Source organism: Pseudomonas guariconensis (genome assembly GCF_024127895.1).
Lineage (GTDB): Bacteria > Pseudomonadota > Gammaproteobacteria > Pseudomonadales > Pseudomonadaceae > Aquipseudomonas > Aquipseudomonas guariconensis_B.
The window spans coordinates 73,834-97,389 of the sequence record NZ_JAMYBK010000015.1; the positions used below are offsets into that span (position 1 = coordinate 73,834).

The following is a 23,556-nucleotide window of genomic DNA, read 5'->3' on the forward strand; positions in this document are numbered from 1 at the left end:
CGTTTCCTTAGTGGTTATGACCGCAGTCCGGGCCGTGCACGTGGTCGTCGTCGCCAACCTCGGCCGGTTCCATCTCCAGTTGCAGGCTGACCAGGTTGGTGGCCATGGGGCGCAGCAACAGGTTGGCGTACTCGGTGTCGTCTTCCTCGACGTCGACGCCGATCAGCAGTTGGCCACGGCCGTCCTGCTGGATCCACACCTCCTTGCCTTGCCAGACCACGGCAAAGCGGGTGCAGGAGGTTTCCAGCTGGGTACCGTCGTCGTCTTCGAGGATCAGGCGCAGGGCGTCGGACATTGCAAATTCTCTCTTCAAGGTTGGCGTTGGAATGGATAGACCGGGCCCAGCTTGAGTATCTGGGTCAGCTCATCCAGGGCTGTACGGCACTCGTCCAGCAGTTGCGGGTCGGCCAGGTCCGCTTCGCCCAGGCGATCGCGGTAGTGCTTGTCGACCCACTGCACCAGGGTGTCGTACAGCGGCGCGGTCATGATAACGCCTGGATTGACCGCCGCCAGTTCGGTTTCCTTCAGGGCCACGCGCAAACGCAGGCAAGCCGGGCCACCGCCGTTCTGCATGCTCTGCTTGAGGTCGAACACCTTGACCTCCTTCACCGCGCCGCCCTGGCGGGTCAGCTGTCCCAGGTAGGCCCAGACCCGTTCGTTGTTGCGGCACTCCTCCGGCACCACCAGCAGCATGGAGCCGTCGTCGCGAGACAGCAGCTGGCTGTTGAACAGGTAGGAACGCACCGCGTCCTCCACCGTCACCGCCGAGCGCGGCACGCGAATCGCCTGGAACCGGCCGCCCTTGCTGGCCAGTTTAGCTTGCAGCTGGCCAAGCACCGTATCGGTCTCGAGGAAGGCATCCTCGTGGTAGAACAGCACCTCGCCGTTGCCCACCGAGATCACGTCGTTGTGGAACACGCCCTGGTCGATCACCGCCGGGTTCTGTTGAGCGTAGACCACACCGTCCTCGGCCAGGCCATGCAGCCTTGCCACGGCCTGGGAGGCTTCCAGGGTCTGGCGCGCCGGATACTTCTGCGGCGCGGGATAGCGGCTGTCGAAGGCGCTGCGGCCATAGACGAAGAACTCCACGCCCGGCTCGCCATAGGCCCGGCAGAAACGGGTATGGTTGGCTGCCCCCTCGTCGCCGAACTGGGCCACCGCCGGCAGCGCCGGATGGTGGGCGAAATGCTTGTCGTCGGCGAACATGGCCGCCAGCACGCGGCTGGTGGTGGGGTGCTCGATGCTGCGGTGGTACTTGCAGTTGAGGTTGGCGGCGGTGAAATGCACGCGGCCATCGGCAGTGTCGGCACTGGGGCTGACCGTGGCGGCGTTGGCCACCCACATGCTCGACGCCGAGCAACTGGCCACCAGCAGGGGCATGGCCTCCTGGGCGGCGCGACGGATCACCTCGGCATCGCTGCCCGAAAAGCCCAGGCGGCGCAGCGCGGCCACGTCCGGTCGCTCCTGCGGGGCGAGCACGCCCTGCTTGAAGCCCATGTCAGCCAGCGCCTTCATCTTCGCCAGGCCCTGGCGCGCCGCCTCACGCGGGTTGGAAACCTGCTGGCTGTTGCTCTGCGAAGCCACGTTGCCGTAGGACAGGCCGCCGTAGTTGTGGGTCGGCCCCACCAGGCCATCAAAATTCACTTCATAGGATTTCATCGGCTAGGCTCCGAGACCGGTTGTTATAGGGTGACGCCCGGCGTCAGGGTCGCCGGCAAGGCCAGGCTGGCGGTCTCCAGCGAAGCCACAGGGTAGGCACAGTAGTCGGCCGCGTAGTAGGCACTGGCGCGGTGGTTGCCGCTGGCGCCGACGCCACCGAACGGCGCGCTGCTGGCGGCGCCGGTCAACTGCTTGTTCCAGTTGACGATACCGGCGCGGCTGCGCAGCCAGAAATGCTGGTAGCGCGCCCGGGAGTCGGACAGCAGGCCGGCGGCCAGGCCGTACTGGGTGTTGTTGGCCTCGTCGATCGCGGCCTCGAAATCGGCGTAGCGGATCACCTGCAGCAGCGGGCCGAAGAACTCTTCGTCCGGGCGCTCGGCCACGCCGGTCACATCGAGGATGCCAGGGGTCAGCAGGGCGGCCTCGGCCTGTGGCTGGGTCATTTCCAGCAGCGCCACGGCCCCTTTGCCCAGCAGTTCGGCCTGGGCCGCGAGCAAGGCGCGCGCCGCCTGCAACGAGATCACCGAGCCCATGAACGGCGCCGGTTGCTGGTCGAAGGCACCGACGCTGATGCCACGGCTCACCTCGACCAGGCGCTCGACCAGCGAATCGCCCCAGGCGCCCTGCGGCACCAGCAGGCGCCGGGCACAGGTGCAGCGCTGGCCCGCCGAGATGAAGGCCGACTGGATGATGGTGTAGACCGCCGCATCCAGGTCCTTGACCTCGTCCACCAGCAGCGGGTTGTTGCCGCCCATCTCCAGGGCCAGGATCTTGTCCGGTCGCCCGGCGAACTGCTGGTGCAGCAGGTTGCCGGTGCGGCTGGAGCCGGTGAAGAACAGCCCGTCGATGCCCGGGTTCGCCGCCAGGGCCATGCCAGTCTCGCGCGCGCCCTGGACCAGGTTGAGCACGCCTGCCGGCAGGCCGGCGTCGATCCAGCAGCGGACGGTCAGCTCGGCGACCTTGGGGGTCAGCTCGCTGGGCTTGAACACCACGCAGTTGCCCGCCAGCAGGGCCGGAACGATATGGCCATTGGGCAGGTGGCCGGGGAAGTTGTACGGGCCGAACACAGCCACCACGCCATGGGGCTTGTGCCGCAGCACGGCGCTGGCGTCGCCCAGTGGGCCGCTCTTCTCGCCGGTGCGTTCGCGGTAGCTCTGCACCGAGATGGCCACCTTGTTGACCATGCTGGTGACTTCGGTGGCCGACTCCCACAGCGGCTTGCCGGTTTCCTCGCCGATGCAGCGGGCGAGCTCGTCGGCATGGGCCTTGAGCTGGTCGGCGAACGCCTCGAGCACGCCGATGCGCGCATCCAGGCTCAACTGCGCCCAACCAGGGAAGGCCTGGCGGGCCGCTTGCACGGCAGCCTCGACCTGGGCTGGGTCGGCACCCTGCCCTTCCCAGACCACCGCCTGGGTAACGGGGTTGAGCGATTGCAGGGCATCGCCCTGCCCGGCCTGCCAATGGCCGGCGATGTAATGCGTGGTCATGGGTTGGCCTCCCGGCTGGCGGACAGCGGCACGGCGCGCACATGGTCACCGGCGCCCAGGCGCAGGCGCTTGGCGGTCAACGGATCGACCACCAGGGTGCCGGCCGCCAGGCGCGCGGGCGCGGCGGTGATGCGGCAGTCCTCGCGCTTGCGGTTGTGGATCAGGTAAGGGGTGGCATCGTCGCCCGGCGTGCCCACGGCCAGCACCAGGGTCTGGCTGTCGCGCACGGCACGGATCTTCGAGGTCTCGCACTCGATGGCGGGGCCGGCGTCGAAGATGTCGACGTAGCCCTGGTAGCTGAAGCCTTCGCGCTTGAGCATGGCCAGGGCCGGCTCGGTGTCGCTGTGCACCCGGCCGATGACGTTGCGCGCGGCCTCCGACAGGAAGCAGGTGTACAGCGGGAACTTGGGCATCAGCTCGGCGATGAACGACTTGTTACCCACCCCGGTGAGGTAGTCGGCCTGGCTGAACTCCATCTTGAAGAAGTGCCGGCCCAGGCTTTCCCAGAACGGCGAGCGACCGCTTTCGTCGGACATGCCGCGCATCTCGGCGATGATCTTGTTGCCGAACAGCTCGGGGAACTCGGCGATGAACGACAGGCGCGCCTTGGACAGCAGACGGCCGTTGAGGCCGGTGCGATAGTCGCTGCGCAGGAACAACGAGCACAGCTCGGAGTTGCCGGTCAGGTCGTTGGCCAGGAACAGGGTGGGGATCTCGCGGTAGATCTTCAGCTCCTGGGAGGCGCTGACGGTCAGGCCGACCCGGTAGTTGTACCAGGGCTCGCGCAGGCCGACCGCCCCGGCGATGGCGCAGATGCCGACCACCAGGCCTTCGTCGTTCTCCAGCACGAACAGGTAGTCGGTATCGCCGCGCTCGGCTTCGCCGCGAAAGCTCTTCTCGGCCCAGCCGACACGCTGTTCGAGGCGCTCCTCGTTGGCCGGCAAGGTGGTCAGCCCGGTCGTGCCGGTGCTGCGTGCCAATTCGATCAGCGCGGGTAAATCGCTGCTGCGTACGGGACGAACGATCATGCTATCTCCTTGTGCGGTGGCCTGTGCCTGCCGCGAATCTCTCTGTTGCGGGTCCTGGCCTGGGCTATCCGTGCCCGGGCCTCAGACGGCCACCAGGCGAACGCTGCCGCCATCGCCGACGCCCAGCGCCTCGGCGGCCTCCAGGCCCAGGCTGAGCGGCTTGCCCGGCACCCAGTCCAGTTCCAGCAGCACGGCGCGGTAGTCCTGCAGTTGGCCGTTGCACACCAGGTACGGACGGCCGCCCTTGACCTGGCTGTCGTCGAGCCTGACCGGCACCACCCGGCTCTGGGCGATCGAGCGGATGCCCGAGACCCGGGCATGCAGGGTCGGGCCGCCGTCGAAGATGTCGATGTAGTGCTCGGTCTCGAAGCCTTCGCGCATGAGGATGTCGAAGGTGATCTGCGCCCGCGGGTGAACCTGGCCCATGGCTTCCTGGGCCGCGTCCGGCAGCAGCGGCACGTAGATCGGGTAATGAGGCATCAGTTCGGCGAGGAAGGTACGGCTCTTGAGCCCGCACAGCCGCTCGGCCTCGGCGTAGTTCAAGTCGAAGAAGTTGCGACCGATGGCATCCCAGAACGGCGACTCGCCTTGCTCGTCGCTGTAGCCGACGATCTCGGTGACCACCGAATCGGCGAAGCGCTCGGGATGCGAGGCCATGAACAGCAGGCGGCCACGGGAGTTGAGCTCGGCCCAGGCACTGTTCACCAGCTCCGGCAGCACGTAGAAGCTGGTCAGCAGGCTGTTGCCGGTCAGGTCGTGGCACAGCGACAGGACATGGATCTTGTTGTGGATCTTCAGCTCCCGCGAGGCATGCACGAAGGTCTCGTTGCGGAAGCTGTAGAACGGCTCGGAATAACCGGCCGAGGCGACGATGGCCGAGCAGCCGGCGAGCTTGCCGGTCTCGCTGTCTTCGAGCACGAAGAAGTAGCTCTCCTCGCCATTGAAGCTGACCTCGGCGGCGAAGGACGTCTCCGAGGCGGCGATCTTGTCACCCAGGCGACTGGCGTCGTCCGGCAGCGAGGTGACACCAATGGGGCTGTCTGCAGCCATGCGCTGCACTTCGTTCAGATCAGCCATTTGCGCGGGGCGCATCACCAGCATGGTGTCACTCCTTTCGGGAAAACGGGCCAACAGCGTCGGCACGGAAAAACGGCGTGCGCCTGCGGGCGCACGCACTGGAATTCAGGTATCGCCGGCCCGTGCCCGATGGCACAGGCCGGCGAAAGGACCGCAGGCCGGTATCAGCCCTGGGTCAGCGTGGCTACGGCGCGCTCGAAGCGCTCCAGGCCTTCGTCGATATCGGCGTCCTCGACCACCAGGCTCGGCGCGAAACGCACCACGTCCGGGCCGGCCTGCAGGACCATCACGCCTTGCTTCTCGGCGGCATTGAGCACGTCCTTGGCCTTGCCCTTCCAGGCGTCGCTGAGCACGCAGCCGATCAGCAGACCCACACCACGCACCTGGGTGAACAGGCCGAACTGCTGGCCGATCTTCTCCAGGCGGGCCTTGAAGCGCTCATGCTTGGCCTTGATACCGGCGAGCGTCTCGGGGGTATTGACCACGTCCAGCACGGCGCAGGCCACGGCACAGGCCAGCGGGTTGCCGCCATAGGTGGTGCCGTGGGTGCCGACGGCCAGGTGCTTGGCCAGGTCGGTAGTGGTCAGCATGGCCCCGATCGGGAAGCCGCCGCCCAGGCTCTTGGCGCTGGTCAGGATATCCGGGGTCACGCCGTAGTGCTGGTAGGCGTACAGCGAACCGGTGCGGCCGACGCCCGTCTGCACCTCGTCGAAGATCAGCAGGGCGTTGTGCTCGTCACACAGCTTGCGCGCGCCTTCCAGGTAGGCCTTGTCGGCCGGGACCACGCCGCTCTCGCCCTGGATCGGCTCGATCACCACGGCGCAGGTCTTGTCGGAGATCTGCGCCTTGAGCGCTTCCAGGTCGTTGTACGGGACATGGCTGATGCCGGTGATCTTCGGGCCGAAGCCGTCGGAATACTTGGGCTGGCCACCGACGCTGACGGTGAACAGGGTGCGACCGTGGAAACTGTTCACGGTGGCGATGATCTCGTGTTTCTCCGGGCCGAAGCGGTCGTGGGCGACGCGACGGGCCAGCTTGAACGCGGCCTCGTTGGCCTCGGCGCCGGAGTTGCAGAAGAAGGCGCGCTCGGCGAAGGTCGCGTCCACCAGCTTGTGGGCCAGGCGCAGGGCCGGCTCGTTGGTGAAGACGTTGGATACGTGCCAGAGCGTGTTGGCCTGCTCGGTCAGGGCCTTGACCAGTGCCGGGTGGCAGTGCCCCAGGGCGTTGACCGCGATGCCGCCGGCGAAGTCGATCAGCTCGCGACCCGACTGGTCCCATACTCGGGAGCCTGCGCCGCGCACAGGGATGAAGGCCGCCGGGGAATAGTTGGGGACCATGACCTGGTCGAAATCGGCACGTTGCACCGGGGCTTGCTCAACGGACATCTGAGTCTCCTGAAGAGGAACGCTGGCCTGGAAGTGGCGAGCGATGGGGGGATTGTAAGGACTGATCGGCGCCTGTCCTTGCTGCCAGGCGACAACTTGTTACAGCGCCAAACCCTGTTTTACCGAGGCTTTCGGCAATGCGACAAACATTGTCGCAATCGCGCAGTGTAGCGGGAGGCGGGGGTGACGGGGAGATGGGAAGGTAAATTGGGAGAACGGATGTTCACTGCGGCATCGGTGTTGTCGGCTTGCCTCGATGCCGGTCAGTTACAAACGGGGATTTGTAATCCTGGGGCCGCTTCCCCCCCCGTGCAAAGGACTATCAGCTGCGCTCGGCCGGCGCCGAACTCAACTCGAACGGGCTGCTGCTACGCCGCTGGTTGCGGTCTTCCCGCGGCGTGGCGCCGAAGAAGTTGCGGTAGGCGCTGGAGAAATGCGGCCCGGACGAAAAACCGCAGGACAGCCCGATCTGGATGATCGACTTGCTGGTCTGCATCAGCATCTGCCGCGCCTTGTTCAGGCGCAGCTCCAGGTAGTACTGGCTGGGCACGCGATTGAGGTACTGCTTGAAGATCCGCTCCAGTTGTCGCCGAGAGACGCACACATGTTGGGCGATCTCGTCGGTGGTCAACGGCTCCTCGATGTTGGCCTCCATCAGCAGCACGGCCTGGGTCAGCTTGGGATGGCTGGAGCCAAGGCGGTTCTGCAGCGGAATACGCTGGCGCTCGCCGCCCTCGCGGATGCGCTCGACCACCAGCTCCTCCGACACCGCCCCCGCCAGCTCCGCACCATGGTCGCGGGCCAGCACCGCCAGCAACAGGTCGGTCACGGCCATGCCGCCGCAGGCAGTCAGGCGGTCGCGGTCCCAGTCGAACAGATGGCTGGTGGCGATGACCTTGGGGAAGCGCTCGACGAAATCATCCTGCCAGCGCCAGTGCACCGCCGCCCGGTAGCCATCGAGCAAACCCAGGGCCGCCAACGGATAGACCCCGGCGGACAGCCCGCCGATCATGCAACCACTGCGCGCCACTTGCTTGAGCGCGGCCGACAAGGCCGCTCCCACGGCCAGCGGCGGCTCGTCCGCCAGCAAGAACAGCTTCTGGCAACCCTCCAAGCGGCCATTCCAGGGCTCGCCCGGCAGGCGCCAGGCGCCCTCCTCGGCCGCCTCGGCTTGGAGGAAGGCCAACTCGTAGACCACATCCGGGTGCACGTGCTGGGCAACCCGCAACACTTCCTCGGCCAGCGCCAGGGTCAGCGGCCTGGTGCCGGGCCAGATGAGAAATCCGATTCGCTGGGTGGTCATGGGTCGTGGTCCGAAACCTGGGTCGTTCGTGTCTGTGGCGCCGGGTCAGGCTGCGCTCGCTGCGCAGCATGCCCTATCCTGGTGCAAAGGTGCAGCTTTTTACTTCAGGCTGCCGGAGAGGAACTGCTTGAGACGCTCCGATTGCGGGTTGACCAGCACCTCGCGCGGGTTGCCGCTCTCCTCCACCAGGCCTTTGTGCAGGAACACCAACTGGTTGGAGACCTCGCGGGCGAAGCCCATCTCATGGGTCACCACCACCATGGTGCGGCCTTCCTGGGCCAGGGCCTGCATGACCTTGAGCACATCGCCCACCAGTTCGGGGTCGAGCGCCGAGGTCGGCTCGTCGAACAGCATCACCTCCGGTTCCATGGCCAGGGCCCGGGCGATCGCCACCCGCTGCTGCTCCCCCCCGGACATATGCCCCGGGAAGGCGTCCTTGCGATGGGCCACGCCGACCTTGGCCAGGTAGTGTTCGGCCTTCTCCAGCGCCTCCTTCTTGTTCACCCCCAGCACATGCACCGGCGCCTCGATGACGTTCTCCAGGGCGGTCATGTGCGACCACAGGTTGAAGTGCTGGAACACCATCGACAGGCGCGAACGCATACGCTGCAACTGCTTCGGGTCGACGGCCTTGAGCGCGCCATCCTTGCCGGCGACCATCTTCAGCTCTTCGTTGTTGAGCAGGATCCTGCCGGCATGGGGCTGCTCGAGCAGGTTGATGCAGCGCAGGAAGGTCGATTTGCCCGAGCCGCTGGAGCCGATGATGCTGATCACATCGCCTGCCTTGGCCGCGAGCGACACGCCCTTGAGCACTTCGTGGCTGCCATAGCGCTTGTGCAGGTCTTGGACTTGGAGTTTGTACATGCTGTCGGTTCTCACAGAGCGTTCAGTGCTTGCGCGGCGCCAGGTAGCCGAGCCAGCGGCGTTCGGCCATCTTGAACAGGCGCACGAGGATGAAGGTCAGGCACAGGTAGAACACGCCCGCCGTGATGTAGGCCTCGAAAGGCAGGTAGTACTGGGCATTGACGGTGCGCGCCGCGCCGGTGATGTCGATCAGGGTGACGATCGACGCCAGGCTGGTGGTCTGCAGCATCATGATCACTTCGTTGCTGTACTGCGGCAGCGCCCGGCGCAAGGCCGAAGGCAGCAGGATGCGCCGGTACATCTTCATGCGCGACATGCCCACCGCCTTGGCAGCCTCGATCTCGCCATGGGGCGTGGCCTTGAGGCTGCCGGCGATGATCTCGGCGGTGTAGGCGCTGGTATTGATGGCGAAGGCCAGGCAGGCGCAGAAGGTCGCGCTGGACAGCCACGGCCAGAGGAAACTCTCGCGCACCGCCTCGAACTGGGCCAGGCCATAGTAGATCAGGAACAGCTGCACCAGCATCGGCGTGCCGCGGATCACATAGGTGTACAGCCAGGCGGTCATGTTCACCAGCGGCTGCTTCGACACCCGCATCAGGCCCAGCGGAATGGCCGCCAGCAAGCCAAAGAACAACGACAGCGCCAGCAGCTTGATGGTGGTCAGCAGCCCGCCGAGGTACAGCGGCATCGCCTCCCAGATCACGTTGTAGTCGAAGATCATAGTTCAGCCGCCTTTACGCCCACCGAGTAGCGCTTCTCGAGATACTTCAGCGCCAGCAGCGAGACGCTGGTGAGCACCAGGTACAGGGCCGCTACCGCCAGGAAGAAGGTGAAAGGCTCGCGGGTGGCGTCGGCCGCCTGCTTGGCCTTGAACATCATGTCCTGCAGGCCGACCACCGAGATCAGCGCCGTGGCTTTGGTCAGCACCAGCCAGTTGTTGGTGAAGCCGGGGATCGCCAGGCGGATCATCTGCGGCACCATGATGCGGAAGAACACCTGCCGGCTGCTCATGCCATAGGCCACGCCCGCCTCGGCCTGGCCCTTGGGAATGCCGAGGAAGGCACCGCGGAAGGTTTCCGAGAGGTACGCGCCGAAGATGAAGCCCAGGGTACCGATACCGGCAGCCAACGGGTTCAGGTCGATGTAGTCGTCGTAGCCGAGCAACGGCGCGACCCGGTTGAGCACGTCCTGGCCGCCATAGAAGATCAGCAGGATCAGCACCAGGTCCGGGATGCCACGGATCACCGTGGCATACAGGTCGCCCAGCCAGGCCAGCCAGCGCACCGGCGACAAGCGCAACGACACGCCGATCAGGCCAAGCACGATGGCCAGGGCCATCGACGACAGGGCGAGCTGCAGCGTCAGCCACGCCCCGTCGAGGATGACTGCCCCGTAGCCTTTCAACATGATTGGGATTCCTCAGGGCTTGGGAATGAAAAATGGTGCAAACCTCAGAGCTTCTGCTGTTTGCACCATTGCACAGGTGAAACTCGACGTCTTACTGGGCGTCCGGCCCGTAGATGTCGAAGTTGAAGTACTTGTCCTGGATCTTTTTGTACTTGCCGTTGGCACGGATCGCATCGATCGCGGCGTTGATACGCTCGCGGTTGGCGTTGTCGCCCTTGCGCACGGCGATGCCGACGCCGTCGCCGAAGTACTTCACGTCGGTGAAGGACGGGCCGACGAAGGCGAAGCCCTTGCCGGCGTCGGTCTTGAGGAAACCGTCTTCGAGCAGGGTGGCATCGGCCACGGTGCCGTCCAGGCGGCCAGCGGCGACGTCCAGGTAGATTTCGTTCTGGGTGCCGTACGGCACGACGGTGGCGCCCTGCGGAGCCAGGACTTCCTTGGCGAAGCGGTCATGGATCGAGCCGCGCTGCACACCGATCTTCTTGCCCTTCAGCTCGACCAGGCTGTCGCTGACGGTGGTGCCTTCCTTCATGACCAGGCGTGCCGGGGTCAGGTAGTAGCGCTTGGTGAAGTCGACCGACTTCTTGCGGTCCTCGGTGATCGACATGGACGAGAGGATGGCGTCGATCTTGCGCACCTTCAGCGCCGGGATCAGGCCGTCGAACTCTTGCTCGACCCAGGTGCACTTGGCTTTCATCTCTTCGCACAGGGCGTTGCCGATGTCGTAGTCGAAACCGGCGATGCTGCCATCGGGCTGCTTGAAGGCGAAGGGTGGGTAGGCGGCCTCGATACCGATCTTCAACGGTTTTTCATCGGCCTGCGAACCCAGGGACAACACGGACAGCGCAAGGGCGCCAAGCAGTGCGAGCTTCTTCATCTGGTAACTCCATCGGTACGGGGCAATACAAGGCAGGTGTAACGGCTGCCCGATATGCGAATGGGTACAACGCGAGCCGCAGGGGGTATCGACCAAGGTCGCAGACCACGAGCGAGTGAGTGGCATTTTAACGACAGGCGGGTAGTCGATATTTCTTCAAAGCGACAACTAGTTACAGAAGCGCCAGGAACCACGGCGGACGATATTGACAGCCCTTGCATATTATGCAAGAGCAAAAGAAAAATAACCCATAAGCCAAGCAATAACCGGGCCTATTATTGGCAAACCCTTGTAGTCCGGCAAGCGCAGCGTGCCGTCGCGTACGAAATGCCTGCAGAATCGCCCTACAATGGCACACGAATGTTTCTACTCGCCCCGCTTCTGAGCGAAATTGGGTAGCCCAAGGGGTTACCGATGGATGTCGGGTAACAAAAGCAAACACCTCGCCAAAGACGTAAGTTCACTGAAGCCCCGCCGACCCGTACCGGGGCCGCCTTGCGCCCCATCGCGACACAAGGCCGCTCCCGCACCGTTCATGCAACGCCCATTGTCGGGCGCTACACGGACACCGCGGGAGCGGCCTTGTGTCGCGAATGGACTGCAAGGCAGCCCCGATTCACATCAGGCTGACGCGAGCCCCATTGCCTTGTGGGTATCGATCAGGTGCTGCACCACACCCGGGTCGGCCAGGGTCGAGATATCCCCCAGCGCGTCGTACTCGCCGGTCGCGATCTTGCGCAAAATACGGCGCATGATCTTGCCCGAACGGGTCTTCGGCAGCCCCGGCGCCCACTGGATCACATCCGGCGAGGCGATCGGGCCGATCTCCTTGCGCACCCAGTTCTTCAGCTCCAGACGCAGTTGCTCGCTCGGCTCCACGCCGGCGTTGAGGGTGACATAGACATAGATGCCCTGCCCCTTGATGTCGTGCGGCACACCGACCACCGCCGCCTCGGCGACCTTCGAGTGGGCGACCATCGCGCTCTCGATCTCGGCGGTGCCCATGCGGTGGCCGGAGACGTTGAGCACGTCGTCGACACGGCCGGTGATCCAGTAGTAGCCGTCCTCGTCGCGACGCGCACCGTCACCGGTGAAGTACATGCCACGGAAGGTCTTGAAGTAGGTGTCGACGAAGCGGTCGTGGTCGCCGTACAGCGAGCGCGACTGACCCGGCCAGGAGTCGAGGATGACCAGGTTGCCCTCGGCGGCGCCTTCGATCAGGTTGCCCAGGTTGTCCACCAGCGCCGGCACCACGCCGAAGAACGGACGGGTCGCCGAGCCTGGCTTCAGGCCAGTGGCGCCCGGCAGCGGGCTGATCAGGATGCCGCCAGTCTCGGTCTGCCACCAGGTGTCGACGATCGGGCAGCGCTCCTTGCCGACGGTCTGGTAGTACCAGTTCCAGGCCTCGGGGTTGATCGGCTCGCCCACCGAGCCCAGCAGGCGCAGGCTGGAGCCATCGGCGCCGGCGACCGCCGCCTCGCCCTCGGCCATCATCGCGCGGATGGCGGTCGGCGCGGTGTAGAGAATGTTGACCTTGTGCTTGTCGATGATCTTCGACACCCGAGTGATGTCCGGGTAGTTCGGCACGCCCTCGAACAGCAGCGTGGTGGCGCCGTTGGCCAGCGGGCCATAGACGATGTAGCTGTGGCCGGTGACCCAGCCCACGTCGGCGGTGCACCAGTAGACTTCGCCCGGGCGATAGTCGAAGACCCGCTCATGGGTCAGCGCGGCGTACACCAGATAGCCGCCGGTGGTGTGCAGCACGCCCTTGGGCTTGCCGGTGGAGCCGGAGGTATAAAGGATGAACAGCGGCTCCTCGGCGCCCATTTCCTTCGGCGCGCAATGGCTGGAGGCGACTTTCATCAGGTCTTCGTACCAGATGTCGCGGTGCTGGTGCCAGGCGATCTCGCCACCGGTGCGCTTGCACACGATGATCTTCTGCACGCTGCTGGTTTCAGGGTTGGTCAGGGCCAGGTCGACATTGGCCTTGAGCGGCGTATGGCGGCCACCGCGCACGCCTTCGTCGGCCGTGATCACCACCTTGGAGCGGCAGTCGATGATGCGGCCGGCCAGGGCCTCGGGCGAGAAGCCACCGAATACCACCGAGTGGATCGCGCCGATACGGGCACAGGCCAGCATGGCCACCACGGCTTCCGGGATCATCGGCATGTAGATGGTCACCACGTCGCCACGGTGCACGTCCTGGCCACGCAGGGCGTTGGCGAACTTGCAGACCTGCTCGTGCAACTCGCGGTAGGTGATGTTGCGGCTTTCGGAAGGGTCGTCGCCTTCCCAGATGATGGCGACCTGGTCACCACGCTCTTCCAGGTGGCGGTCCAGGCAGTTGTAGGAAACGTTCAGAGTGCCGTCAGCGAACCATTTGATGTCGACATGGTGATCGTCGAAGGAGGTCTGCTTGACCTTGGTGAAAGGCTTGATCCAGTCCAGGCGCTGGGCCTGCTCACGCCAGAAGCCGTCCGGGTTGATCACCGATTGCTGGTACATGGCCTTGTAGGTGGCCTCGTCGGTCAGGGTACTGGCCGCAACCTCGGGACGAACGGGATACAGTGGAGCCGCACTCATCTGTTTTACCTCGGTGTAATAGTTGTTTTTGTATGAAACCGTTTGTAACTGTACCAGAGCGGCAAAGGCCATTCGACGTTGGTAGTACCAAGGCCGGTATTTTTCCCTGTCGCGCGAGGCGAGCGCTCTAGTTGGCGCACTCCAGCCCAGCACACAGGGCGGGGGCAGATTTTTGCCGGGGATTGTTACAGATTCTGTCAAAAGACTTTATCAAAAGTCCCTCTGTTTCAGCCTCTGGCACCCCCATAGAATTCACCTCGCCAGCAATGGCAAGGCGATTAACTTCTTGTAACAGCCCCCACGAAGGCATGTTAATCCCCCGCTAATTTCGATAGTTGAAAACTGGATGTACTCGCGGCGCCACAAGCGCCGCGTGCCCCCTCACGACCTTAGACAGGTAAATTGAAAATGAAAGCTTTACTGGTATTGGTACTTGGTGGTCTTTGCAGCGCGGCGATGGCCGACGAAGTTGCAAAGGATGCCGAGCAGATTCCGGTTGAACAGTACAGTTATTCGCAGCACCTGGACATTGCCCGGGTCATCTCCATGAGCGAAGTACCCAATGTCTGCGAAGTGGTGCCTGCACGCATGACCTACGAAGATTCCAAGGGCCAGAAGCACATTCTCGAATACCGTGTGATGGGCAACGGCTGCTCCAACGGTTGAGGCGCCTTGCCTTCTTTGGGGCCGCGAAGCGGCCCCAAAATGACAACCGAGCGTCTTCGCAAAAGGGCTGCATGACAGCCCCGATATGAACCTGGTTCTACTCGGCTGTTTTATTGAGCGAATAATCACGCAACTTATTGGCAATCGTCGTATGGGAAACGCCCAACCGCTTGCCCAATGCCCGACTACTTGGAAACTCGCTCATCAAACTTTCCAGTACGGCTTTTTCAAAACGCCCGACAATTTCCGAAAGATCCCCCTCCAGTGAAAACTCACCCAAGGGTTGACGCGCACCATAATCCGGCAGGCGAATATGTTCGCCTTTCACCACACCGCCCTCGCACAACGACACAGCCTGAAACAGCACGTTCTCCAATTGCCGCACGTTACCCGGCCAGTGGTACTGGCCCAGCTTTTCCATCGCCGCTGGCGCCAGGTGCGGCATCGGGCAGCCGATCTGCCGGCTGGCCTGGTCGAGGAAGTGCTGCACCAGGCCCTCCAGGCCATCCATGCATTCGCGCAGCGGCGGGATGTGCAACGACAGTACGTTCAGGCGATGGTAGAGGTCCTGGCGAAACTCGCCACGGGCGCACAGTTCGGACAGGTCCACCTGGGTGGCGCAGATCACCCGCACGTCCAAGTACACCTCCTCGTCGCTGCCGACCCGCCGGAAGCAGCCATCCTGTAGGAAGCGCAGCAGCTTGACCTGCAGGCGCGGGCTCATTTCCCCCACCCCGTCGAGGAACAACGTGCCGCCCGCCGTCAGCTCCAGCAGCCCCAGCTTGCCCTCGGCGCGCGCGCCCTCGAACGCGCCCGGGCCGTAGCCGAACAGCTCGGTCTCGGCCATGGACTCCGGCAGGCCGGCGCAGTTGAGCGCCATCAGTGGCGCCTGGCCGCGCGGGCTGGCCAAGTGGCAGGCGCGGGCCAGCAGCTCCTTGCCGGTGCCGGTCTCGCCTTCGATCAGCAGCGGTGCATCCAACGGCGCCATGCGCCTCGCCTCGCGCACCACCGCCGCCATCACCCGCGAGCTCTGGAAGATGCTGTCGAAGCCGCGCAGCTCCTGCTTGCGCACGTTATAGATGCGCTCGCCGATACGGTCGGCCCGATGCAGGGTGAGCACCGCGCCGGCCAGTGCCTCGCTGTCGTCATGCTCCGACTGCAACGGGGCGATGTCGGCGAGGAACACATCGCCCTTGACCTTGATGCGCAGGCCGTTGATCCGCGACTTGTTGGCGCGCACCAGTTCCGGCAGGTCGAAGTCCTCGACGTAGCGTGCCAGGGGGATGCCCGGCACCTCGTCGACCCGCACCCCGAGCAATTGGGCAGCAGCGCGGTTGGCAGCGACGATGCTGCCGCCCATGTCGATCGACAGCACCGGGAACTCCAGGGCACCGAGCAACGCATTGAGCTCCATGTGCCGACGCTCGCTGGGCATCAGGCCCACACGCTTGACGCCGAACACCCCGGCGATCGACTCGAACTTCGGCCGCAGCGCCTGGAACTGCAGGTTGATCAGGTTCGGGCAATGCAGGTAGATGGCGTTGCCATGGTCGCCGCCGACCTCTCCCCGCAGCACGTTGATGCCGTATTCCACCAGCAGGTTGAGAATGTCGCGCAGGATGCCGATGCGGTTCTGGCAATGCACTTTGATACGCATGGAAAAGGCCCCGAGGCAGCCGGATTTTTCACCGGCGCATGGAAAAATCGTAAAGATAAGCTGACAAAATAATCCTGACGGCCAGCTCGATACCCGCGATTTTCCGGGACCAGGCTCATTTTGTAAAATTTACGTTACGAAAACAGGATGAAAGGTCCTCCATGCACCCCACCGCACCCCGTGCAAAGCTGGCCGCGAGGGGATATTCCTAGGGTATGTCGTGAACATAACAAGAAAGCCCTCACCAGGAGAGCCACATGAAACAGACGCAATACGTGGCACGCGAGCCCGATGCGCACGGTTTTATCGACTACCCGCAGCAGGAACACGCGGTATGGAACACCTTGATCACCCGGCAGCTGAAGGTGATCGAAGGCCGCGCATGCCAGGAATACCTGGACGGCATCGAGCAGCTCAAGCTGCCCCACGATCGTATTCCCCAACTGGGTGAAATCAACAAGGTCCTGGGTGCCACCACCGGCTGGCAGGTCGCCCGCGTACCGGCGCTGATCCCCTTCCAGACCTTTTTCGAACTGCTGGCCAGCAAGCGCTTCCCGGTCGCCACCTTCATCCGCACCCCGGAAGAACTGGACTACCTGCAAGAGCCGGACATCTTCCACGAGATCTTCGGCCACTGCCCGCTGCTGACCAACCCCTGGTTCGCCGAGTTCACCCACACCTACGGCAAGCTGGGCCTGGCGGCCACCAAGGAAGAACGTGTGTACCTGGCGCGCCTGTACTGGATGACCATCGAGTTCGGCCTGATGGACACGCCACAGGGCCGCAAGATCTATGGCGGCGGCATCCTGTCCTCGCCCAAGGAAACCGTCTACTGCCTGTCCGGCGAGCCGGAACACCAGGCCTTCGACGCCCTCGAAGCCATGCGCACGCCGTATCGCATCGATATCCTGCAGCCGCTGTACTTCGTCCTGCCGAACCTCAAGCGCCTGTTCGACCTGGCCCACGAAGACATCATGGCCCTGGTCCGCCAGGCCATGCAACTGGGCCTGCACGCACCGAAGTTTCCACCCAAGGCGGCCGCCTGAGCCGCCTTGCCGAATAACAACTCAAACCGGAAAAGACCCATGAATGCCTTGAACCAAGCCCATTGCGAAGCCTGCCGCGCCGACGCGCCGAAAGTCACCGACGAGGAACTGGCGGTACTGATCCGCGAGATTCCAGACTGGAACATCGAAGTCCGCGACGGCCACATGGAGCTGGAGCGCGTCTTCCTGTTCAAGAACTTCAAGCACGCCCTGGCTTTCACCAACGCCATCGGCGAGATCGCCGAGGCCGAGGGCCATCATCCAGGCCTACTGACCGAGTGGGGCAAGGTCACCGTCACCTGGTGGAGCCACTCGATCAAGGGCCTGCACCGCAACGACTTCATCATGGCCGCGCGCACCGACCAAGTCGCCGAAACTGCCGAAGGGCGCAAGTGATGCATTTCCAAGCCATTGGCCGGGTCCCTGGCGACCCGATCCTGGGGCTGATGGACGCCTACGCCCGCGACGCCAATCCGGCGAAGTTCGACCTGGGTGTGGGCGTGTTCAAGGACGCCCAGGGCCTGACGCCGATCCCCGCGGCAGTCAAGCAGGCCGAACAGCGCCTGGTGGCACAGCAAGCCACCAAAAGCTATGTCGGCGGCCACGGTGACCCAGCGTTCGGCCGCCTGGTCAGCGAACTGGTGCTGGGCAGCGCTTCGCCGCTGCTCGCCAGCCAGCGCGCCGGCGCGACCCAGACCCCGGGCGGCACCGGCGCCCTGCGCCTGGCGGCGGAGTTCATCGCCCACTGCCTGCCGGGCCGCGGCGTCTGGCTCAGCGACCCGACCTGGCCGATCCACGAGACCCTGTTTGCCAGCGCCAAGCTGAAGGTGTCGCACTACCCCTATGTCGGTGCGGACAACCGCCTGGATGTCGCTGGCATGCTGGCGGCCCTGGAGCAGGTGCCGGAAGGCGACGTGGTGCTGCTGCACGCCTGCTGCCACAACCCCACCGGCTTCGACCTGGGCCAGGACGACTGGCGTGCGGTGCTCGAGGTGGTGCGCAGGCGCAACCTGCTGCCGCTGATCGACTTCGCCTACCAGGGCTTCGGCGACGGCCTGGAAGAAGATGCCTGGGCGGTACGGCTGTTCGCCGCGGAGCTGCCGGAGCTGCTGGTCACCAGCTCCTGCTCGAAGAACTTCGGCCTGTACCGCGAGCGCACCGGCGCCCTGCTGGTGTGCAGCCACGATGCCGAGAAGCTGCAGGACGTGCGCAGCCAACTGGCACTGCTGGCCCGCAACCTGTGGTCGACACCGCCGGACCACGGCGCCGCGGTGGTCGCGCAGATCCTCGGCGACCCGGCCCTCAAGGCCTTGTGGGTCGAGGAAGTGAACGCCATGCGCCAGCGCATCGCCGAGCTGCGCCACGGCCTGGTCAAGGCGCTGGAGCCCCACGGGCTGGCGCAGCGCTTCGCTCATATCGCCGCGCAACGCGGGATGTTCTCCTACACCGGGCTGGATCCGGAGCAGGTTCGCCTGCTGCGGGAAAAGCACAGCGTGTACATGGTCGGTACCGGCCGGGCGAACATCGCCGGCGCCGATGCCCAGCGCCTGGAGCAACTGGCGGCGGCGATCGCCGACGTCTGTCGCTGAGCCTGGCCCGAGCCGCTCACCCATGATCTGGGGCTGCTTTGCAGCCCATCGCCGGCAAGCCGGCTCCCACAGGTTGGCGTCGATCTCAAGAGCGGCGCGGTCTATGAGGAGCCGGCTTGCCGGCGGTGGGGCGCGAAACGCCGCCTGATAGCGCTGAAACCCTTGACTGACTAGCCTCGAAACCGCCGACACCACCTGCCACCACCGTCGCAAAACCGACCAGCGACCCGGAAAAATTTCAAACTGTCACCCAGACTCCTGTATCCTGCCCCAGCTTTTCGAAGCCTCCACGCGCCTGGCGCAGTCTTTTCACTCACACTTGCGAGGAACGACGAGATGCATGAAATCCCGAATCTTCCCTTCCCAAGCCTGAACCCCGAAGAGCAAACCGTTGCCGCCCACACCGAACCGACGCCCGCCGTCGAGCAGGATGGCGACGATCAACCCTGCGCCGACCAGGAATAACCGCGCATCCCATCCGACAGTGTGAAAACGGCTGACTCGCGGGAACCTTGCCCGTCATCGCGTTTTCACACCGTCCAGAACCCCAGCCCACGAAAGCGCCCCATGCCCGACTCACCGCGCCCCCTTGCGGTCACCCTGCAAGTCGTCTCCATCGTCCTCTTCACCTTCATCGGCTACCTGAACATCGGCATTCCCCTGGCCGTGCTGCCCGGCTACGTGCACAACGACCTGGGGTTCAGCGCCGTGGTCGCGGGCCTGGTGATCAGCGTCCAGTACCTGGCCACCCTGCTCAGCCGCCCCACCGCCAGCCGCATCATCGACAACCTCGGCAGCAAGAAAGCGGTCATGTACGGCCTGCTCGGCTGCGGGCTGAGCGGGGTGTTCATGCTGGCCTGCAGCTTCCTCACCTCGCTGCCCTGGCTGAGCCTGGCCTGCTTGCTCATCGGCCGCCTGGTGCTGGGCAGCGCCGAAAGCCTGGTGGGCTCCGGCTCGATCGGCTGGGGCATCGGCCGGGTCGGCGCCGAGCACACCGCCAAGGTCATCTCCTGGAACGGCATCGCCAGCTATGGCGCATTGGCCATCGGCGCCCCGCTGGGCGTGCTGATGGTGAAGACCCTGGGGCTGTGGAGCATGGGCGCGAGCATCATCCTGCTGGCGGTGCTCGGCTTGCTGCTGGCCTGGCCGAAACATGCCGCCCCAGTGGTCGCCGGCGTGCGCCTGCCGTTCCTGCGGGTGCTGGGCAAAGTATTCCCCCATGGCTCTGGATTGGCCCTGGGCTCGATCGGCTTCGGCACCATCGCCACCTTCATCACCCTGTACTACGCCAGCCGTGACTGGCCCAACGCCGCACTGACCCTGAGCCTGTTCGGCGCCAGCTTCATCAGCGCACGGCTGCTGTTCGGCAACCTGATCAACCGCATCGGAGGTTTCCGTGTGGCGATCGTCTGCCTGGCGGTGGAAACCCTGGGCCTGCTGATGCTGTGGCTGGCGCCGAGTGCCGAACTGGCCCTGGCCGGCGCGGCCTTGAGCGGGTTCGGTTTCTCGCTGGTGTTCCCGGCACTGGGGGTGGAGGCGGTGAACCAGGTATCGGCGGCCAACCGCGGGGCGGCAGTGGGTGCCTATTCGCTGTTCATCGACCTGTCGCTGGGGATCACGGGACCACTGGTGGGGGCCGTGGCGTCGGGGTTCGGCTTTGCCTCGATCTTCCTGTTCGCGGCGGCGGCGTCTTGCTGTGGGCTGGTGTTGAGCCTGTACCTGTATCGCCAGGCGCGACTGGGGCGCTGAAAGGACGATCCTGGGGCCGCTCTGCAGCCCATCGTCGACAAGCCGGCTCCCCCAGGGTTGCGAGTCGCTCGCAAACGCTGTGGTTTGCAGGGCCCTGTGGGAGCGGGCTTGTCGGGGCGCGAGGCGCCCCTTCTTTCAGCGCTGCGCGTACTGCAACACCACCTCCAGCGGATGCCGCATCTGCCGCTCGGTCATGCGCTTGACCTGGCTGCGGCACGAATAGCCGGTCGCCAGCGCCTCCCCTTCCTTGTCCAGCTTGGTCGCCCAGGACTGCTCGAAGATGGTCCGCGAGGTCTCCTGGTTGCGCGCCTCATGGCCATAGGTGCCCGACATGCCGCAGCAGCCAGTGGCCTCGGTGACCAGCTTCAGGCCCAGACGGGCGAACACCTGCTCCCACTGCCGGGTGCTGGCCGGCACGTTGGTCTTCTCGGTGCAGTGGGCCATCAGGCGGAAGCTGCCACTATTGCCCTCGGCCTGCTCGGGCAGCACGTCCATCAGCCACTCCTGGGGCAGCAGCACCTTCGGGCAGCCATCCAGCCCCTCCACCTTCTGGTACTCCTGGCGGTAGACCAGGGTCATGGCCGGGTCCAGCCCCACCAGCGGCACACCACAGTCGGCCAGGGCCTTGAGCTGGGTGGCGTTGCGGATCGCCGCCTTGGCGAAGGCACCGAGGAAGCCCTGCACGTGCAACGGCTTGCCATTGGCGCTGTAGGGCGCCAGGAACACACGGTGGCCGAGGCGATGGGCCAGTTCGATGAATGCCGCCAGCAGCGGCGTCTCGAAGTAACGGGTGAAGGCGTCCTGGACCAGCACGATGCTGCGCTCGCGCTGGGCCGGGGTCAGTTCGCGCAGGGCTGGCACGCTGGCCACGGCGACACGGCAACGGGTCAGGGTCGACTGGAAGTTGAAGCGGCTGATCAACGGGCTGTCGACCATGCCGACCTTGTCCGCCAGCAGCCGGCTCACCCATTTCGACCCCATCACCGCGTTGTACAGCCCCGGCGCGTGGGCCAGGTAGGGAATGGTGAATTCCAGCGAACCGATCAGGTAGTCACGCAGCGGGCGCTGGTAGCGGCCGTGGTACAGCTCGAGGAAACGCGAGCGGAAGTCCGGCACGTTGACCTTGATCGGGCACTGCCCCGCGCAGGACTTGCACGCCAGGCAGCCGGCCATGGCGTCGTAGACCTCGTGGGAGAAGTCCTCCTGGCCCTGGCTGCGCGCCCGGTTGTTGCGCAGCCGCGCCGGCAGGCCCTTGAGCCAGGACACCTTGTTGCGCGCCGCCGCCAGCACGTCGATATCCGCCGCCCCCTGCAGGCGCAGCCATTCGCGGATCAGCGAGGCACGGCCCTTGGGCGAATGCTGGCGCTCGCGAGTGGCCTTCCACGACGGGCACATGGCATCGTTGGGGTCGTAGTTGTAGCAGGCGCCATTGCCGTTGCAGTGCACGGCGCTGCCGAAGCTCTGCCAGACCCGCTCGTCGATGGTCCGGTCGAGGTCGCCGCGCAGGGTCACGCCATCGACCCTGGTCAGGCCTTCGGCGTTGTCCGGCGGCGTGCAGATCTTGCCCGGGTTGAGCTGGTTATGTGGGTCGAAGGCCCCCTTCAAGCGTTGCAGCGCGGGGTACAGTTCACCGAAGTACTCCGGCACGTATTCCGAGCGCAGGCCCTTGCCGTGCTCGCCCCAGAGCAGGCCGCCATAACGCTGGGTCAGCGCCGCCACGGCATCGGAAATCGGCTTGACCAGCGCGGCCTGGGCCGGGTCCTTCATGTCCAGGGCCGGGCGCACGTGCAACACGCCAGCATCGACATGGCCGAACATGCCGTAGGCCAGGCCGTGGCCGTCGAGCAAGGCACGGAAGTCGGCGATGTAGTCGGCCAACTGCTCCGGTGGTACCGCGGTGTCCTCGACGAACGGCTGCGGCCGGACCTCGCCCTCGACGTTGCCCAGCAAACCCACCGAACGTTTGCGCATGGCATAGACACGGGTCACCGCCTCGGCGCCCTCGGCCAGGGTATGGCCCAGGCGCTCGACACTGGTGTCGGCCTTGAGGTGGGCGATGAAGGCCTCGACCCGGGCGTTGACCTCGGCCGGCTCGTCACCGCAGAACTCCACCAGGTTGATGCCCAGGGTCGGACGCTCCGGGTCGGCCGGGAAGTATTCGGCGACGCTGTGCCAGACGATGTCCTGCATGGCCAGCATCAGCACCTTGGAATCGACGGTCTCGATCGACAGCGGCTTGTGCGCCATCAACGCATTGGCGTCGCGCAGGGCATCCATGAAGCTGGTGTAGCGTACGTTCACCAGTACCGCGTATTTGGGGATCGGCAACACGTTGAGCTTGGCCTCGACCACGTAGCCCAGCGAGCCCTCGGCGCCGCACAACACGCTGTTGAGGTTGAAGCGGCCCTGCTCGTCGCGCAGGTGGGCCAGATCGTAGCCAGTCAGGCAGCGGTTGAGCTTGGGGAAGGTACTTTCGATCAATTCGCCCTGGGTCTGCTGGATCTCTCGGGCCATGCGGTACACCTCGCCGACCCGGCCAGGCGCGGCACAGGCCTGCTCCAGCGCCTGGTCGTCGATCGGCAGGCTGTGCAGGCGTTCGCCGCCGAGCAGCACGCTGTGCAGCTCGAGCACGTGGTCGCGGGTCTTGCCATAGGTGCAACTGCCTTGGCCGCTGGCATCGGTGTTGATCATGCCGCCCACGGTGGCGCGGTTGGAGGTGGACAGTTCTGGGGCGAAGAACAGCCCATGGGGCTTGAGCGCAGCATTGAGCTGGTCCTTGACCACGCCGGCCTGGACCCGCACCCAACGCTCCTCGACGTTGATCTGGAGGATCTTGTTCATGTGCCGCGACAGGTCGACGACGATACCGTCGGTCAACGACTGGCCGTTGGTCCCCGTGCCGCCGCCGCGCGGGGTCAGCTTGACCTGGCGAAAGCGCGGCTCGGCCATCAGCGCCGCCACCCGCGCCACATCGTCGGCATCCTGCGGGAACACCGCCGCCTGGGGCAGGCGCTGGTAGATGGAGTTGTCGGTGGCGAGCACCGTGCGGGTGCCGTAGTCGGCACTGATCTGGCCACGGAAGCCGCTGGCACGCAGGGCGTCGAGAAATTCAGGGTAGTTGGCGCTAGGGGCGCTGGTCGGCAACTGGGCGATCATCGATGGATGGCCTCTTGATATTG

The 23,556-nt window shown here is 65.1% G+C and carries 20 protein-coding genes; 6 read left to right on the forward strand and 14 right to left on the reverse strand.

Features of this window, described 5'->3' with window-relative positions:
- Positions 1 to 7: 7 nt before the first annotated feature.
- The 12 genes from NJF35_RS16225 to acs all read right to left on the reverse strand — a co-directional run bounded on the left by NJF35_RS16225 (position 8) and on the right by acs (position 13,670).
- The gene (locus tag NJF35_RS16225) at positions 8 to 295 is read right to left on the reverse strand and encodes a topoisomerase II (RefSeq protein WP_225789352.1); all 288 of its coding nucleotides are present in this window, start codon (positions 293 to 295) and stop codon (positions 8 to 10) included.
- A 14-nt stretch (positions 296 to 309) separates the two neighbouring features.
- Positions 310 to 1,659: an N-succinylarginine dihydrolase gene (gene astB, locus NJF35_RS16230; protein ID WP_253091263.1), complete on the reverse strand. Its 1,350-nt coding sequence runs from the start codon at positions 1,657 to 1,659 to the stop codon at positions 310 to 312.
- Positions 1,660 to 1,682: 23 nt separating this feature from the next.
- A complete protein-coding gene (astD, locus tag NJF35_RS16235) occupies positions 1,683 to 3,146 on the reverse strand; it encodes a succinylglutamate-semialdehyde dehydrogenase (RefSeq protein ID WP_253091264.1) in 1,464 nt (487 codons plus the stop codon).
- Positions 3,143 to 4,174: an arginine N-succinyltransferase gene (gene astA, locus NJF35_RS16240; protein ID WP_225789355.1), complete on the reverse strand. Its 1,032-nt coding sequence runs from the start codon at positions 4,172 to 4,174 to the stop codon at positions 3,143 to 3,145. The genes astD and astA overlap by 4 nt, the downstream gene beginning before the upstream one ends.
- Positions 4,175 to 4,255: 81 nt before the next feature.
- Positions 4,256 to 5,275: an arginine/ornithine succinyltransferase subunit alpha gene (aruF, locus tag NJF35_RS16245; protein WP_225789356.1), complete on the reverse strand. Its 1,020-nt coding sequence runs from the start codon at positions 5,273 to 5,275 to the stop codon at positions 4,256 to 4,258.
- A gap of 140 nt (positions 5,276 to 5,415) precedes the next feature.
- The gene (locus NJF35_RS16250) at positions 5,416 to 6,636 is read right to left on the reverse strand and encodes an aspartate aminotransferase family protein (RefSeq protein ID WP_225789357.1); all 1,221 of its coding nucleotides are present in this window, start codon (positions 6,634 to 6,636) and stop codon (positions 5,416 to 5,418) included.
- A gap of 322 nt (positions 6,637 to 6,958) precedes the next feature.
- Positions 6,959 to 7,939, reverse strand: coding sequence for a transcriptional regulator ArgR (argR, locus tag NJF35_RS16255; RefSeq protein WP_253091265.1), 981 nt, complete (start codon positions 7,937 to 7,939; stop codon positions 6,959 to 6,961).
- Between the two features lie 99 nt (positions 7,940 to 8,038).
- Positions 8,039 to 8,803, reverse strand: a complete 765-nt coding sequence (locus tag NJF35_RS16260) for an ABC transporter ATP-binding protein (protein ID WP_225789359.1) — start codon at positions 8,801 to 8,803, stop codon at positions 8,039 to 8,041.
- A 22-nt stretch (positions 8,804 to 8,825) separates the two neighbouring features.
- Positions 8,826 to 9,524 carry an ABC transporter permease gene (locus tag NJF35_RS16265; protein WP_225789360.1) on the reverse strand — a complete coding sequence of 233 codons (699 nt, stop codon included), beginning with the start codon at positions 9,522 to 9,524 and terminating at the stop codon, positions 8,826 to 8,828.
- Positions 9,521 to 10,210 carry an ABC transporter permease gene (locus NJF35_RS16270; RefSeq protein ID WP_225789361.1) on the reverse strand — a complete coding sequence of 230 codons (690 nt, stop codon included), beginning with the start codon at positions 10,208 to 10,210 and terminating at the stop codon, positions 9,521 to 9,523. The genes NJF35_RS16265 and NJF35_RS16270 overlap by 4 nt, the downstream gene beginning before the upstream one ends.
- A gap of 91 nt (positions 10,211 to 10,301) precedes the next feature.
- A complete protein-coding gene (locus tag NJF35_RS16275; protein ID WP_225789362.1) occupies positions 10,302 to 11,087 on the reverse strand; it encodes an ABC transporter substrate-binding protein in 786 nt (261 codons plus the stop codon).
- A 621-nt stretch (positions 11,088 to 11,708) separates the two neighbouring features.
- The gene (gene acs, locus NJF35_RS16280) at positions 11,709 to 13,670 is read right to left on the reverse strand and encodes an acetate--CoA ligase (RefSeq protein WP_225789363.1); all 1,962 of its coding nucleotides are present in this window, start codon (positions 13,668 to 13,670) and stop codon (positions 11,709 to 11,711) included.
- 408 nt (positions 13,671 to 14,078) lie between these two features.
- Between acs and NJF35_RS16285 the strand changes: the two genes are divergently transcribed.
- Positions 14,079 to 14,336, forward strand: coding sequence for a DUF2790 domain-containing protein (locus NJF35_RS16285; protein ID WP_225789364.1), 258 nt, complete (start codon positions 14,079 to 14,081; stop codon positions 14,334 to 14,336).
- 97 nt (positions 14,337 to 14,433) lie between these two features.
- On the opposite strand, the gene NJF35_RS16290 is transcribed toward NJF35_RS16285, so the two are convergent.
- Positions 14,434 to 15,993 carry a sigma-54-dependent transcriptional regulator gene (locus NJF35_RS16290; protein ID WP_225789365.1) on the reverse strand — a complete coding sequence of 520 codons (1,560 nt, stop codon included), beginning with the start codon at positions 15,991 to 15,993 and terminating at the stop codon, positions 14,434 to 14,436.
- 257 nt (positions 15,994 to 16,250) lie between these two features.
- On the opposite strand from NJF35_RS16290, the gene phhA reads away from it, so the two are divergent.
- The 5 genes from phhA (at position 16,251) to NJF35_RS16310 (ending at position 20,377) form a co-directional block, all read left to right on the forward strand.
- On the forward strand, positions 16,251 to 17,039 hold the full coding sequence (gene phhA / locus NJF35_RS16295; RefSeq protein ID WP_225789366.1) for a phenylalanine 4-monooxygenase: 789 nt from the start codon (positions 16,251 to 16,253) through the stop codon (positions 17,037 to 17,039).
- A gap of 39 nt (positions 17,040 to 17,078) precedes the next feature.
- Entirely contained in the window at positions 17,079 to 17,435 is a 357-nt protein-coding gene (locus NJF35_RS16300; protein WP_225789367.1) for a 4a-hydroxytetrahydrobiopterin dehydratase, read from the forward strand.
- The gene (locus tag NJF35_RS16305; RefSeq protein ID WP_262924613.1) at positions 17,435 to 18,628 is read left to right on the forward strand and encodes an amino acid aminotransferase; all 1,194 of its coding nucleotides are present in this window, start codon (positions 17,435 to 17,437) and stop codon (positions 18,626 to 18,628) included. Before NJF35_RS16300 ends, NJF35_RS16305 begins: the two co-directional genes overlap by 1 nt.
- A 336-nt stretch (positions 18,629 to 18,964) precedes the next feature.
- Positions 18,965 to 19,093 carry a hypothetical protein gene (locus tag NJF35_RS24670; protein WP_262923792.1) on the forward strand — a complete coding sequence of 43 codons (129 nt, stop codon included), beginning with the start codon at positions 18,965 to 18,967 and terminating at the stop codon, positions 19,091 to 19,093.
- 102 nt (positions 19,094 to 19,195) lie between these two features.
- A complete protein-coding gene (locus tag NJF35_RS16310) occupies positions 19,196 to 20,377 on the forward strand; it encodes an MFS transporter (protein ID WP_253091267.1) in 1,182 nt (393 codons plus the stop codon).
- A gap of 135 nt (positions 20,378 to 20,512) precedes the next feature.
- On the opposite strand, the gene NJF35_RS16315 is transcribed toward NJF35_RS16310, so the two are convergent.
- A complete protein-coding gene (locus NJF35_RS16315; protein ID WP_253081473.1) occupies positions 20,513 to 23,533 on the reverse strand; it encodes an FAD-binding and (Fe-S)-binding domain-containing protein in 3,021 nt (1,006 codons plus the stop codon).
- Between the last annotated feature and the right edge of the window lie 23 nt (positions 23,534 to 23,556).

Coding starts and splice junctions, on each gene's coding strand:
- argR (WP_253091265.1), bottom strand. CDS start 7,939: ATGACCACCCAGCGAATCGGATTTCTCATCTGGCCCGGCACCAGGCCG.
- NJF35_RS16270 (WP_225789361.1), bottom strand. CDS start 10,210: ATGTTGAAAGGCTACGGGGCAGTCATCCTCGACGGGGCGTGGCTGACG.
- astA (WP_225789355.1), bottom strand. CDS start 4,174: ATGATCGTTCGTCCCGTACGCAGCAGCGATTTACCCGCGCTGATCGAA.
- NJF35_RS16305 (WP_262924613.1), top strand. CDS start 17,435: ATGCATTTCCAAGCCATTGGCCGGGTCCCTGGCGACCCGATCCTGGGG.
- aruF (WP_225789356.1), bottom strand. CDS start 5,275: ATGCTGGTGATGCGCCCCGCGCAAATGGCTGATCTGAACGAAGTGCAG.
- NJF35_RS16265 (WP_225789360.1), bottom strand. CDS start 9,524: ATGATCTTCGACTACAACGTGATCTGGGAGGCGATGCCGCTGTACCTC.
- NJF35_RS16275 (WP_225789362.1), bottom strand. CDS start 11,087: ATGAAGAAGCTCGCACTGCTTGGCGCCCTTGCGCTGTCCGTGTTGTCC.
- phhA (WP_225789366.1), top strand. CDS start 16,251: ATGAAACAGACGCAATACGTGGCACGCGAGCCCGATGCGCACGGTTTT.
- NJF35_RS16310 (WP_253091267.1), top strand. CDS start 19,196: ATGCCCGACTCACCGCGCCCCCTTGCGGTCACCCTGCAAGTCGTCTCC.
- NJF35_RS16250 (WP_225789357.1), bottom strand. CDS start 6,636: ATGTCCGTTGAGCAAGCCCCGGTGCAACGTGCCGATTTCGACCAGGTC.
- acs (WP_225789363.1), bottom strand. CDS start 13,670: ATGAGTGCGGCTCCACTGTATCCCGTTCGTCCCGAGGTTGCGGCCAGT.
- NJF35_RS16225 (WP_225789352.1), bottom strand. CDS start 295: ATGTCCGACGCCCTGCGCCTGATCCTCGAAGACGACGACGGTACCCAG.
- NJF35_RS16285 (WP_225789364.1), top strand. CDS start 14,079: ATGAAAGCTTTACTGGTATTGGTACTTGGTGGTCTTTGCAGCGCGGCG.
- NJF35_RS16315 (WP_253081473.1), bottom strand. CDS start 23,533: ATGATCGCCCAGTTGCCGACCAGCGCCCCTAGCGCCAACTACCCTGAA.
- astB (WP_253091263.1), bottom strand. CDS start 1,659: ATGAAATCCTATGAAGTGAATTTTGATGGCCTGGTGGGGCCGACCCAC.
- NJF35_RS16260 (WP_225789359.1), bottom strand. CDS start 8,803: ATGTACAAACTCCAAGTCCAAGACCTGCACAAGCGCTATGGCAGCCAC.
- NJF35_RS16290 (WP_225789365.1), bottom strand. CDS start 15,993: ATGCGTATCAAAGTGCATTGCCAGAACCGCATCGGCATCCTGCGCGAC.
- astD (WP_253091264.1), bottom strand. CDS start 3,146: ATGACCACGCATTACATCGCCGGCCATTGGCAGGCCGGGCAGGGCGAT.
- NJF35_RS24670 (WP_262923792.1), top strand. CDS start 18,965: ATGCATGAAATCCCGAATCTTCCCTTCCCAAGCCTGAACCCCGAAGAG.
- NJF35_RS16300 (WP_225789367.1), top strand. CDS start 17,079: ATGAATGCCTTGAACCAAGCCCATTGCGAAGCCTGCCGCGCCGACGCG.